General features: G+C 43.9%; 11 protein-coding genes. 10 read left to right on the top strand and 1 reads right to left on the bottom strand.

Going from position 1 to position 13946, the window contains the following annotated elements; all coding sequences use genetic code 11:
* Window positions 1-75: 75 nt before the first annotated feature.
* The 3 genes from rho to CIK99_RS10005 are packed head-to-tail and all read left to right on the top strand — an operon-like array spanning window position 76 to window position 3748.
* On the top strand, window positions 76-2148 hold the full coding sequence (rho, locus tag CIK99_RS10015; protein WP_094381378.1) for a transcription termination factor Rho: 2073 nt from the start codon (window positions 76-78) through the stop codon (window positions 2146-2148).
* Window positions 2148-2516, top strand: coding sequence for a 2-amino-4-hydroxy-6-hydroxymethyldihydropteridine diphosphokinase (gene folK / locus CIK99_RS10010; RefSeq protein ID WP_094381377.1), 369 nt, complete (start codon window positions 2148-2150; stop codon window positions 2514-2516). Before rho ends, folK begins: the two co-directional genes overlap by 1 nt.
* Entirely contained in the window at window positions 2513-3748 is a 1236-nt protein-coding gene (locus CIK99_RS10005) for a M64 family metallopeptidase (RefSeq protein ID WP_094381376.1), read from the top strand. The genes folK and CIK99_RS10005 overlap by 4 nt, the downstream gene beginning before the upstream one ends.
* A gap of 81 nt (window positions 3749-3829) precedes the next feature.
* Here CIK99_RS10005 and CIK99_RS10000 read toward each other — a convergent pair whose 3' ends face one another.
* Window positions 3830-5323: a xylulokinase gene (locus CIK99_RS10000; RefSeq protein ID WP_094381375.1), complete on the bottom strand. Its 1494-nt coding sequence runs from the start codon at window positions 5321-5323 to the stop codon at window positions 3830-3832.
* A 236-nt stretch (window positions 5324-5559) separates the two neighbouring features.
* Between CIK99_RS10000 and CIK99_RS09995 the strand changes: the two genes are divergently transcribed.
* Genes CIK99_RS09995 through CIK99_RS09965 form a run of 7 tightly spaced genes read left to right on the top strand, consistent with a single transcriptional unit; the run spans window position 5560 to window position 13939 of the window.
* A complete protein-coding gene (locus CIK99_RS09995) occupies window positions 5560-5928 on the top strand; it encodes a response regulator transcription factor (protein ID WP_094381374.1) in 369 nt (122 codons plus the stop codon).
* An 11-nt stretch (window positions 5929-5939) separates the two neighbouring features.
* Entirely contained in the window at window positions 5940-7145 is a 1206-nt protein-coding gene (locus tag CIK99_RS09990) for a sugar transferase (protein WP_094381373.1), read from the top strand.
* Between the two features lie 46 nt (window positions 7146-7191).
* Complete coding sequence (locus CIK99_RS09985) at window positions 7192-8181, top strand: TolC family protein (RefSeq protein WP_158215963.1); 990 nt, start codon at window positions 7192-7194, stop codon at window positions 8179-8181.
* Between the two features lie 38 nt (window positions 8182-8219).
* Complete coding sequence (locus CIK99_RS09980; RefSeq protein ID WP_094381371.1) at window positions 8220-10394, top strand: hypothetical protein; 2175 nt, start codon at window positions 8220-8222, stop codon at window positions 10392-10394.
* Entirely contained in the window at window positions 10394-11911 is a 1518-nt protein-coding gene (locus CIK99_RS09975; RefSeq protein ID WP_094381370.1) for an O-antigen ligase, read from the top strand. Before CIK99_RS09980 ends, CIK99_RS09975 begins: the two co-directional genes overlap by 1 nt.
* Complete coding sequence (locus CIK99_RS09970; RefSeq protein ID WP_094381437.1) at window positions 11895-12773, top strand: glycosyltransferase family 2 protein; 879 nt, start codon at window positions 11895-11897, stop codon at window positions 12771-12773. Before CIK99_RS09975 ends, CIK99_RS09970 begins: the two co-directional genes overlap by 17 nt.
* Complete coding sequence (locus CIK99_RS09965; RefSeq protein WP_094381369.1) at window positions 12770-13939, top strand: glycosyltransferase family 2 protein; 1170 nt, start codon at window positions 12770-12772, stop codon at window positions 13937-13939. Before CIK99_RS09970 ends, CIK99_RS09965 begins: the two co-directional genes overlap by 4 nt.
* Window positions 13940-13946 lie beyond the last annotated feature (7 nt).

Here is a 13946-nt window from a genome sequence, read left to right as displayed (position 1 = left end):
TAGTTTCTTTTTTCATAGAAACAATTCCCCAAAATTGCATATTTACATAGCAAAACATATACACATTTAATATATATGTACACAAAAGAAGAATTAGAATCAATGGATAATGCCCAACTCGTGGGCATCGCTGACAGCTTGGGTATAAAAGTGACCCAAGAACAAGAAAAAGAGTCTGTCATCTACGCAATCCTCGACAAAGCTGCCGAGAATACTGCGGCTGTGGAAGAATCTCCAAAACGAAAAAGGACAAGAATACAAAAGAAAGAGAAAGACAAGGTATATACCGTAAAAGGAAAAGACGGAGAAAACTATGATGTCACTCGTGGCACCACTTCTGAAGCTACACAACTTCAATTGTTTGACAACGACAACGTTGAAGAATCGCCCAAGGATGCCAAAAGCGAGAAAAAGAGCAAGACCGAAGAAAAGATAGAAAAGATGTTTCCCAAACATCGCGGTCGCCGGTCAAAGGCTGAACTTGCGGCGATAGAGGCTATGAGAAAAGCTGAAGAGCAGGAGAATGCATCACTACCAGTTGAAAACCAAGACATTCCGTCACCTATAGTTGAAGAACAAGAGACTGTAGAATATCCCGAAGAACAAACAGCAGAGGTGCCTTCTTTTGAAAATGAGAATAATGAGCCGGAAGAAGGAAAAACCGAAGAGACAAACAACGATTTCGTAGTTCCTGAAGGGTATTACGATAATGAAGATAGTGAAGATTTTGTGGATGATGCTGAAGTTGAAAGACTGAAAATGCAATTTCCTACCCCAACTGACGATACTCCTTCGTATGAATTGACCCAGGGTGTAGATGAGAGCGGAATGTGGACTGGTGATCCATGCGACGGCACCGATTTCTTTGTCGTTGTTGACATTCCTATCGAGGACAATGAAGCTATTCCACAGCTTGACATGTTCGATCGCCCGATGGCAGTACCTTCCAATATTTCACCTTCAAACATTAACGAAGAGGAAACAACAATACAAGTTCCCGGATTACCTTCAATTCAGGAATATGATTTTTCAGACATCGTCGAGGGCAACGGTGTACTTGAGATAATTTCCGATGGTTATGGTTTCCTTCGTTCGAGCGACTATAACTATCTGTCCTCTCCCGACGATATATATGTATCGCCTCAACAGATAAAGAAATATGGCTTGAAAACTGGTGATGTGGTTGACTGTTATGTACGTCCTCCTCACGAAAACGAGAAATATTTTGCATTGAGTACCGTACGCTTTATTAATGGCCGTAATCCGGCGGATGTACGTGACCGTGTCTCGTTCGAGCATCTCACACCGTTATTCCCTGATGAGAAATTCAATATTTGTGGCGATCCTATGACCACAAACCCAAGTACGCGTATTGTGGATCTTTTCTCGCCAATCGGTAAGGGACAGCGTGCACTTATCGTCGCTCAGCCAAAGACTGGTAAGACAATTCTCATGAAAGACATTGCCAATGCCATCGCAGCCAACCATCCAGAAGCATATCTCATGATGCTCCTCATCGACGAGCGTCCAGAGGAAGTTACCGACATGAGCCGTACCGTAAACGCGGAAGTAATAGCTTCTACATTTGACGAACCAGCTGACCGCCATGTAAAGATTGCTGGTATCGTGCTGGAGAAGGCAAAGCGTCTGGTGGAGTGTGGACACGATGTTGTGATTTTCCTCGACTCTATCACTCGTTTGGCACGAGCCTATAATACTGTCAGTCCTGCAAGTGGTAAGGTACTCACTGGTGGTGTTGACGCCAACGCTCTTCAGAAACCAAAGCGTTTCTTCGGTGCCGCCAGAAACATAGAGAGAGGCGGTTCGCTGACGATCATTGCTACAGCCCTTATAGATACAGGTTCTAAGATGGACGAGGTCATCTTCGAGGAATTCAAAGGTACAGGAAATATGGAACTTCAGCTTGACCGTACCCTCAGCAACAAGCGAATCTTCCCTGCCGTCAATCTTATTCAGTCAAGCACGCGTCGCGACGATCTTCTTCATGACGAGACAACACTTAAACGCATGTGGGTAATGAGAAATTTCCTAAGTTCTATGAACCCTGTCGAGGCTATGAATACCGTTCGTGACCGTCTTGTTAAGACACGCAGTAACGAGGAGTTTCTTTTGTCAATGAACGACTGATGACAATACACCCCATAATATTGGCTCTGGGATCAAATGTCCCTGATGCAGCAAATAAACTGGAACAGGCTCTTACATTGTGTAAAGAGTCTGTTTCTGTAATAAAAGTCACCCCTGTCATCGAGACGTCACCCGTGGGAATAATATCTCCAAACTTCCTGAACATGATGGTTTCTGCAACCACCACACTAAGCCTGTCCCAATTGTCATTAAACCTAAAAGCAGTTGAAAAGGTATTGGGGAGAGAGAAGTCCTCAGACAAAAGAGTCGTAGAGATTGATATCGACATAATGAAATATGACGATACCCTACTTCACGTTTCTGATTGGAAAAGAGATTATATAACCATATTAATATCACAATTATGAGAACAAGACAACTACTTATTTCATTCTTGGCATTAATGTGCTCTACGTATTTGCATGCTCAAGTTTTCGATGATTATTTCACTGACAACACCCTGCGCATAGATTATATCTTCGCGGGCGACCGTAATCAGCAAAACATCTACGTAGATCAGTTGTCAAAAACCAAAGGATGGTTCGGACGACGCAAACGTCTTAACCAATTGCCATTAGAAGGTAATGGACAAATCACCGTCACCGATTCGCTGACGGGGAAAGTGATCTACCGTCACTCTTTTTCCACTCTATTTCAAGAATGGATATCCACAGAAGAATCAAAAAATACGCCAAAGTCATTCGAAAATGTCTTCCTCGTACCATTTCCCCAACGCACGGCCATCGTCCGTGTTGACCTCTTCGACTATCATCAGAACGTATCATCGTCGCTTACACATGTCGTAGATCCTTCTGACATCCTAATCCGTTGTCTTCCTCTCACTTCCAACAAGTGCGTTACTCTCCAGCAAGCTAGCGACACCACAAATTGCATTAAGATTGCATACGTGGCCGAAGGATATACAAAAAACCAAATGAACTCTTTTCTCGAAGACGCGAAAATTGCTACAGAGGCTCTTTTCGAGCATGAGCCATTCAAGACAATGCGTGGTGTTTTTAATATTGTATGCGTGGAATCAGAATCTAAAGAGGAAGGGACAAGTATTCCCCATGACAACAAATGGAAAGATACCGTACTTGGATCTCATTTCGACACGTTTTATAGCCAACGTTATCTAACCACTCTTCATCTGAAACGCCTTCATGATGCTCTCTCTGGTATTCCTTACGAACATATTATTGTTTTGGTCAATACTTCACAATACGGAGGAGGAGGCATATATAATTCCTATAATCTCAGCTCAACAAAGCACAAGCATTTCCGTCCTGTTGTTGTCCATGAATTCGGACATAGTTTTGGAGGTCTTGCCGATGAGTATGAATATACGGATTCTGATCCAATGTATTTCTCAGATACAGAGCCATGGGAACCCAACATCACGACAAAGCACAATTTCGGTCTGAAATGGCAAAACCTTATTGACGAAGGTAAAGCAGGACTTGTCGAAGGTGGAGGTTATCAGACCAAAGGCGTTTGGCGTGGACTACCTGATTGCCGCATGCGTACCAATGAACACAAGGATTTTTGTCCCGTATGTCAACAGGCGCTCCAACGTCTCATAGATTTCTACGTAAAATAAAAATAATAAGCCGTAAAAAATTAGAAGCCGTCAAAAACATTCTTGTTTCTGGCGGCTTCTTTATTTAACTAATATCAATGTTTATACAAGTCCGTTAAGTCTGCTCTTCCATTCAGAGTAAGCGTGAAGATACTCTGCACGTTTGCTTTCATTCGGTTCAATCACCATAAGCTTGTCAAGAGTAGCAAATGCTTCATTGTTGTCCTTGTAAATGCCAGCACCAATGCCAGCGCCCTTTGCAGCACCTACGCTACCGTCCGTGTCGTACAGTTCTATTGTGGCACCGCTAACACCAGCCAAAGTCTGTCTAAATATATCACTAAGGAACATGTTCGCCTTACCAGCATGAATCTTTCTTATGTCCATTCCCATCTGCTGCATGATTTCCATTCCATAGCAGAAGCTGAACACTATTCCTTCCTGAGCTGCTCTGACGATGTGGGCATTTGTATGCTTGTTAAAACTCAGTCCCGTAATGGCGCATCCAATCTCCTTGTTCTCGAGCACACGCTCTGCTCCATTACCGAAAGGAATGACGCTCACACCTTCACTACCGATAGGTACACCGGCTGCCAAGTCGTTCATTTCTGCATATCCTATGCTTGAAGAAAGAATATTTCTTCTTACCCATGCATTGAGAATACCTGTGCCATTGATGCAAAGCAATACTCCGAGACGTGTCATGTCGGCTTCGTGGTTCACATGGGCAAATGTGTTCACCCTGCTCTTCTTGTCGTAATTGATATCTCCTAGGACACCATATACCACTCCAGAAGTACCGGCAGTAGAAGCAATTTCACCAGGATTAAACACGTTCAGACTAACGGCATTGTTGGGTTGGTCGCCAGCACGATATGTGATAGGAGTGCCTTTCAGCAGTCCTGTCTCAGCGGCAGCTTCTGCAGAAACTTCGCTTTGGATGCTGAAAGTAGGAACGATATCAGCAAGTATAGACTTGTCAAATCCATAATAGTCCATAAGGAAGTCAGCCACCTTGTTTTCCTTGAAGTCCCAGAACATGCCTTCGCTAAGTCCGCTTATAGTGGTATTTGCTACACCGCTCAACTTCATGGCGATATAGTCTCCAGGCAACATCACCTTATATATTTTATTATATAGTTCTGGTTCGTTTTCCTTCACCCAAGCCAACTTGGCGGCAGTAAAGTTTCCAGGAGAGTTCAGCAGGTGCTGTAAGCACGTTTCTGCACCTATATTGTGAAAAGCTTTATCACCATAAGGCACGGCGCGCGAGTCACACCAGATGATGGCTGGTCTCAGAGGCTTCAAATCTTTGTCCACACATACCAAGCCGTGCATCTGATAAGAAATGCCGATAGCCTTGATTTCTTCAGCCTTTACTCCGGCATCCGCCATGATCTTGTTAAGGCTCAACTTAGCGTTCTCCCACCACATTTCAGGATCCTGCTCTGCCCAACCTGTTTTTACTGCTGTAATCGGAGCTTCACGTTCTGGAAAGAAGGCTGTAGCAGCACATTTTCCAGAGTCTGCATTGACGAGCGAAGCCTTTACAGAGCTACTTCCCACGTCAAATCCTAATAAATATCTATTTGCCATACATTTATATTTTTAACGATAATAATACGTTTTATTAAAGAAAATCCCCCCATAAAAGGGCAAAAAAAAAATTTTTTTTGTGTTTTCGCATTTTTTTTTGAAAATATTGTGCGATATTTCAAATATTTTTTTACCTTTGCAGTTGTGAAAGCGTAGAGAGTCGATTTTGTCATGTATGGCAGGTCTTCAATCGAGCGATAAACCTTTTTTACCTTAAGACATATAAAAGCTTTTTTATGAAAAAGAAAATTCTTATATTGGACGACAAGGAGACGATAGCAAAGGTGTTGTCGATCTACCTTATGAGTGACTACGATGTACAATGGCTCCCTGATGGTTTGCAGGGTGTCAAGTGGTTGCAGTCTGGGAACACTCCAGACCTCATCATTTCTGATATCCGGATGCCTGGCATGCGCGGTGACGACTTCTTGGAATGGATAAAACAGAACGAGTTGTTCCGCCACATTCCGGTTATCATGCTCAGTAGTGAGGACAGTACTAATGAGCGCATCCGCCTGTTGGAGATTGGAGCGGTCGATTACATCGTTAAGCCATTCAACCCCATGGAGTTGAAGATTCGTGTTAAAAAGATACTTCCTAATTAACTTCAATTATTATGATAGGTGTAGTTTACCTTGGTGATAATCATGACACCCGAGAACGTTTGAAATATGTTCCTGGACAGTTGGTTCGTATGACTTCTGCATACAAGGATGCAGCGAAGTTATGTGTGCCAAAGGTACACAACGAGCATTTCATCATTTTCTATGAACGTAACGACAAGAACATAGACATTACCTCTATCACCTATCTAAAGAAGAAGTGTCCAAACATCTATATCGTTCTTCTTACCGATAGCCTTAACTCAGAAGAGAGAAAGTGTTATCAGCAATGTGGCATTAACGACACTCTCGACCGTAAGGCCTCTGTCACGGAGATAAACAAGAAGATACAGTTTATTTCTGATCGTGAGAGCATCTTGTTCGACAATGTTGCACCGAAATTCAAGATCCTTCGTTTCAAGATACCTCTTTGGAAGCGATTGTTTGATATCGTGTTCTCTTTGTTGGGCATCATCATTTTGTCACCAGTATTCATCATCACGGCTATTGCGATAAGACTGGAGAGTAAGGGTCCGGTGTTGTTTAAGTCAAAACGTGTTGGTACCAATTACACCATCTTCGATTTCCTCAAGTTCAGAAGCATGTATGTTGACGCTGACAAACAGTTGACCGAATTAAGCAAGACCCAGAACCAGTATGCACAGCACACCGACGAGCCACAACCCACTTTGCCTTTGGTTGACGACTCAAGCGACGTCATGGACCAAGGTCTTCTTGATGGTATTGGAGGTGCCGATATGCTTATCAGCGACGACGAGGTGATGCTTGTCGGCGACGACTTTGTCGTTGCTGAAGACGATTTCAACAAGAAGAAGAATGAAGAAATACAGAATGCGTTCGTAAAGATTGAAAACGACCCGCGCATCACCAAGGTGGGAGCTTTCATCCGCAAGTATAGCATTGACGAGTTACCTCAGCTGTTCAATATCCTTCGTGGCGATATGTCAATAGTAGGCAATCGTCCGTTGCCTTTATACGAAGCTGAGCGTCTGACCGCTGACAACTGCATCGACCGCTTTATGGCTCCTGCCGGACTGACAGGTCTTTGGCAGGTAGAAGAACGTGGCAAGGGTGGTGACATGTCTGCTGAAGAGCGTAAGCAGCTCGACATCAGATATGGTCAGACCTATTGTTTCTCTCTCGACATGAAGATCATCTTCCGTACACTCACGGCATTCGTTCAAAAAGACAATGTCTGAGACATCAACCGAATACCATTTTATTATTATAAGTAAATCTGAAAAAATGATAAGAGTAAAACATCTTATAGTTGCTCTAAGCCTCTCGGCGGCGGTCATACCCGCTTCAGCTCAGTATAACAAGAGTGGCATCAATGCAGGCTTCTTCGATTCAAGTGAAGGAAGCCAGCTGAACTTTACTAATTTTCATCTGCCTCCTTTGGCCGTCCTGTTTGAGAATGCAAAATCCAATCCCAACATTTTGGCTCTTGCAAAACAGCAACAGATAGCTCAGGCTGAAGTGGCTAAGCAGAAGCGTCACATTTTCTCTTATGTCACCGGACATGCCAGCTACAGCTATGGAAAGGCAGATATGTGGGGAAACAACTCATCAACCTATAGCCCTACCCTATACCAGTTCCAAGGTTCTGAGCAGAGCTACTGGAACATCGGTGTCAACCTTGCCATACCTGTAGAGGATATTCTCGACCTTAAGGCTGCTGTCAAGCGTAAGCGTCTTGAGGTCGATGCTGCCCAGATTGCGAAAGATGCCGCTTTCGATCAGCTAAAGCTTCAGATTGCCACGCTATGGGTTAAGATTACCAACAATCTCGTAGCTTTGAAATCTGCCAGCGAGAACGCCGCCATTTATCAGGGTGCAGGCTCTATCAATCAGGAGCAGTTCCAAAATGGCGAGATGTCTATCGAGGATTTCGCTTTGACAAAGGAGAGAGAGAATGGCGCTGTAAGCAATTATCAGTCACTCCAGACTCAGATTACCACCGACATCATAACTTTAGAGATTCTCACCCATACTCCTATCATCACTAATACCACCACCGACATCACCCTCGACGAGGCAGTTGATAAGTCTCTTAAGGATTTGGAGAAAGAACATAAAGAGTTCGAGAAACGCCTTAAAGAAGAGATGAAGGAGGACAAGAAGAAACTCGACGACATTGAAAAGGCTGAAAAGAAGGCAGTGAAGAAAGAAGCAGACGCTCGCGAAAAGGCAAAGAAAGCCGAACAAAAGTCACAAAAGAAGTCGTCAAAATAATCAAACAAACAAGTATAACCCCATAAACGTCAAATATTATGGACATATTCAGATATATAGTTCGGTTTTTATACCGCATCCGTTGGTATCTTGCCATTCTTCCTATGATATCCCTTGTAGTGGCATGGTTCATGACTCGCAATATGGAGCGTCAGTACGATACCAATACCACCATTTACACAGGTATGATCACAGGTTACAACATTGAGGGTGGCACAGGTACTGCAGGTGGTAATTCGCAGGTCAACATCAACAACTTGATGCTTATAATCACCACCGACAACACCATCCACGAAGTGTCGTTGCGCCTTTTTGCGCGTTGTATGATGTATGGTAATGAGCGTAAGGACAACAACTATATCTCAGCAGAGCACTTCCGTGCTTTGAACGCCAGTGTACCTGCAGAGGTAAAGGCACTCATCAATCGTAATAGCGAGGACGCTACATATACCAGCCTCAAGGCGTACGAGAAACCTACCCGCGACAATTTCATTTTCAGTCTCACCAACTATCATCCATATTTCGGACTCAATAGCATTACCTCCCGGCTGAAAGTAACACAATTTTCAAAGAGTGATATTATCAACATAGGTTATTCGGCCAACGATGCTGGTATAGCATACAACACTCTCGACATTCTCAACTCCGTTTTTGCCAATCAGTATCAGCAGATACGTTATGGCGAGACCAACAATGTCATCAAGTTCTTCGAGCGTGAGGTAGGCCGTCTCTACCGCATGCTTTGTGATGCCGAGGACGACCTCATAGCTTATAACGTCGAGAATCGCATCATCAACTACGGTGAGCAGACAAAAGTTCTTTCTGGTCTTGAAGGATCTCAGCAGGTATCCGACAATGATTTGCTCATGAACTATACCATTACAAAGTCTATGATTGACTATCTTGAAAGTAAGTTGGGCAATCGTGTCAAAAATATACGCACAAATCAAGACTTTACTGATCGCGTTAAGGACATTTCAAAGCTACAATCGCGTATTTCCAACCTGCGCCTGATGTCGAGCGAAGGAGGAAATTCAGAAGAAGCTCAACTCGAGTTGGCAAACGCACAAAGGGAGTTGGAGAATACCACAGCTCAGGTAAGAAGCCTTACAAAGGATTTCCAGGCGAACAGCACTTCAACCGATATGGGAGTGAAGTCAAATGATCTTATCGACAAGTGGCTTGACCAGGTTCTCTTGTTGGAGGAGACAAAGGCGAGAATGTCTGCACAAGACATTATGCGTAAGAACATCGACCGTCAGTTCTTGTTCTTCTCGCCTATTGGCGCCACCTTGGGCAGAAAAGACCGTCATATTAGCTTTGTTGAGTCGAACTACATGAGCATGCTCGGTGCATTGAACCAGGCTCGTCTGCGCCAGCGCAACCTTCAGATGACCACTGCCACGCTCCGTGTTCTCAATCCGCCATTGTTCCCGCTCAACGCCCTGCCCACAAATCGTATGATGATCTTGCTTGGAGCCTTCATCCTTACTTTTGTTTTGGTTGCGGTTTATTTCTTCCTTATCGAGCTTCTCGACCGCACTCTACGCGATCGCATGCGTTCGGAGCGTATCACAGAGATACCTGTCCTTGGTTGTTATCCCAAAGAAAGCAGCTTGCGCTATCGTCGCTATAACAAGACCATTGGCGATATGGCGTTGCGTCAGCTCAGCAAGGCTCTTCTTCCACACTTCAAGACAGGACAGCAGAATGTGCTCAATCTCCTTTCTACCGACTCTTCTAATGGAAAGAGCTATATTGCCCAAGAGTTGGAGAACTATTGGATATCTATTGGCTTGCAAGTGCGTCGTCTTACTTACGACGAAGACTTCCTTGCCGATGACAGCAAGTATATCATGTCCACAAGTATAAAGGACCTCTGTCCCGACGTACTTCCCAACGAGATTCTCATCGTGGAGTATCCTAATCTCAACGACCACTCTATCCCGTCGGCACTCCTCAATCTTGGCACCGTCAACCTTATGGTGACACGAGCCAACCGCACATGGAAGGATATCGACCAGAAGGCGTTGAAGGAAGTCAACTCACAGCTTGAGAATAAGGATTCGTTGTATATGTATCTCACCGAGTCTAATCGCTATGCAGTAGAAGAATTTGTAGGACAGTTGCCGCCATATACCCGCTTCAGCAATTTCGTTTACCGTATTTCTCAGTTGGGTCTTACAGCGACAGAAAACACCCGTGCTAATTAATGCAAACCAAGAATACCATATCAAGTAAATATTCTGTAGAGAACGGAGGAAGAAGTCTTGTGCTTCTTCTTCTGTTCTTTGTCGCTTTATTGTCTTTCAAGTCTTCTGGCTTCACCTCGTTTGCTGCTGTCTGCTGTGCGCCTCTTGTCATTCTGTTTGGCTATTTTTTCTTTAGGATAAAGATGTCGTTGTTCTATACTCTGTTTATAGTCAACACCTTATTGATGTTTGCCCAACGTCATTACAGCATACCAGTCCCCATTTCAATGATAAATGAGATGATGGAGATAATGCTGATAGCCATGGCTTTGATTGAAGTGGCAAATTATAAAATAACCAATCTCCTTAATGTTATGGGTGCAACCCTATTAGTGTGGTTGGCGTTCTGTACATTGGAACTGCTTAACGACTCGTGCGATATAGGTATCGATGTTTATCGTTGGTACACAGGCGCCCGATTGATGTCAATGCAGTTGGTATATGCATTCATAGTTTATACGCTCTTTGTCAACACTCCCGAAAAACTTATGCGAGTCTTTGTGCTTTGGGCTTGTTTCATTCTTTTTGCATCGTTTTGGGTGTGGAAACAGATTAATATCGGCATGACTGATGCGGAAAAGAGTTTCCTATATAGTTCCCCAAGTCATATCGTGGCAGGAAAGATCCGTTATTTCTCTTGCTTTACCGATGCTGCCAATTTCGGTATCCATACAGCCGTAGCTTCTGCCGTATTCATTATCTTGGCAATAACATTAAAGATTAAGAGATACCGCTATTTCTTCCTCGCAGTTGGTCTAATTGGCATTTGGGCATTTTTTCAGTCTGGAACACGAACATCCATATTCTGTCTCATAGCTGTTTTTTTAGTGTATATAGTATTGTCAAAGTCAGTAAAACTAATGCTATATTTTGGTGGATTAATGCTAGTTGCTCTTTACATCCTCATTTTTACAACAATAGGAGACAGTAATTATAGCATTCGCCGAATGAGAACAGCCTTTGATACTGAAGATGCTTCAATGAATGTCCGAGACATGAATAAGGCTACGCTCCGTAAATATATGGCAGAAGTACCTTGGGGTGTTGGCATAGGTTTGGAGAATTCAGACATTCCGCCTTTCAACAAGTTTAGGCTTATCACCCAAGTACCACCTGACTCTGAGTATGTATATATATGGGTTCGTACTGGAAAGATAGGTCTTACGGTCTTTATCATCACCACTCTTATTTTGGCATTTGGCGCAAGTTGGATAGTCATGTTCCGTCTGAAAAACAAGACGTTGATAGGTATTGGCGCAGCTTATACTGGAGCATTCATAGGTATGCACCTTGGAGGATATGCCAATCAAATACTCATGCAGTTCCCAAACATCCTGATATATTACGGCGGACTTGCCATAGTTTATTGTCTGCCAAAGATGGAAGGAGCCTGGGCTGAATGGGAAGCAAAACAGCTTGCTCGGCAAGAAGAACGTCGTCGTCTAAAGCTTGAAAAGAAACGTGCGTCAAGAGTGTAGGATTTCCATCATCACTGTCAACTATAATGGGCTAAACGAAACATGCTCAATGCTTGACTCAATCGCATCCGTTGGCAATACAATGGAGGTGATTGTGGTGGATAATGCCTCTTTTGCTGACGAAGCCACAGAGATTGAGAAACGTTATCCCTGGGTCAGGGTGATCCGTAATTCTGTAAACAGCGGTTTTGCAGGAGGAAACAATGTGGGCATACGCGAGGCGCATGGCAGATATCTTTTCCTTGTCAACAACGACACCGTCTTTGACCCTACAGGGCTTTCCGCTCTTGCCGACCGTATGGACAAGTCGCCCCAGACAGCCATTATCAGTCCCAAGCTGCGCTTCTATTACGGCGAACGCCACATTCAGTTTTCTGGATATACACCTTTGTCACGACTCACACTGCGTAATCGGGCTATTGGTTTTGGAGAATCTGACAATGGTCAGTATGACACGCCCCATTCTACCCCATACGCCCATGGAGCAGCCATGCTCGTGCGTCGTGAAGCCATCGGATGTGTGGGAATGTTACCTGAATGTTATTTTCTTTATTACGAGGAACTCGACTGGTCGCTGATGATGCGTCGAAAAGGATATGACATAATCTACGATCCCGTGCTCACTGTATTCCATAAGGAGAGTGCCACCACTGGCAGCGATAGTCCCTTACGCACCTATTACATCACGCGCAACAGGTTTCTTTTCGCACGTAGGAATGTGGGCAAGCTCGTCAGGTGGGGCACTTACGCATATCTCTCTTGTTTAGTGTTGCCAAGAGACATCTTCTCCCATGTAGTTCATCGCCGTTGGGATTTGGCAAGATCATGTGTTAAAGGATTTTTTGATTTCATACTATTATGATATTTTGGAAAGTATTATTCATTGTTGACGGAGTGTTGTTTGCCCTTATGGCATTTACATCGTTGTATCTGGCAGTTTATGCCATTGCATCTCTGTTTGCTCGGCGTCCCGACATTCCCAAGACAAAGCGTCTCAATCGTTTCATAGTGCTCATTCCTGCATATAAGAGTGATGCCGTTGTCGAAAGGACAGTAAGGAGCATACTCGGCCAGACCTATCCCCAGCGTCTGTTCGACGTAGTAGTCATTTCGGACCATCAGTCAGAGATGACTAATTTCCGTCTTGCCCAGCATCCCATCACTCTTCTCACCCCCAATTTCAAAAACAGCAGCAAGTCAAAATCCCTTCAGTTTGCCATAAACAATCTGCCTCAGTTCAAGATATATGATATCGTTGTTGTTCTCGATGCCGACAACATCGTTCTGCCAGAGTTTCTTGAGGAACTGAATGCCGCATACGAATATGCCGGCACAAAGGCCATACAGGTTCATCGCCTGTCAAAAAACCGTGATACCTCTTCAGCCATTCTCGACGCGACCTTTGAGGAAATCAACAATTCCATTTTCCGTCTTGGACACGTTGCAATAGGTATGCCTTCAGCTATTGCCGGCTCTGGTATGGCGTTCGACTTCAATTGGTTTAAGGACAATATTACCAAGACATCCGAAGCATTGGATGACAAGGAACTTGAGGCATTGCTGCTTCGTCAAAGAATATATATCGACTATTTTGACCATATTCTCGTTTTTGATGAGAAGACCCGTAGCTCGAGCGATTTCAATCGTCAGCGCAATCGTTGGGTTTTCACCCAGTTCCATAGTGTCATCAGAAACATCCGTCATCTCCCTCATGCCATCGTCAACAAACAGTACGACCTTATAGACAAGATCCTTCAGTGGTTGCTTGTTCCGCGTACCATAATGATGAGCGTGATAATACTTATGAGTATTGTGTTGTCTCCTATTTATTTAACACTTGCCATAAAATGGTGGGTTCTCGCTGCATTTATCTTGTTTATATTTGCCGTAGCCACTCCCGACTATCTTGTTGATAACCGCTGGGGGCGCTCGTTCTTCATTGCACCTATCATTATGTTTATGTCAATAATACAGGTGTTTTCCATAATTCGCGGCAAGAAGAGACTCATCAACAGGAATAAATCATAATACTCTG

Source organism: Prevotella sp. P5-92 (genome assembly GCF_002251245.1).
GTDB lineage: Bacteria > Bacteroidota > Bacteroidia > Bacteroidales > Bacteroidaceae > Prevotella.
Note: the sequence above shows the minus strand (reverse complement) of the source record. Positions and strands in the feature narration are given on the sequence as shown.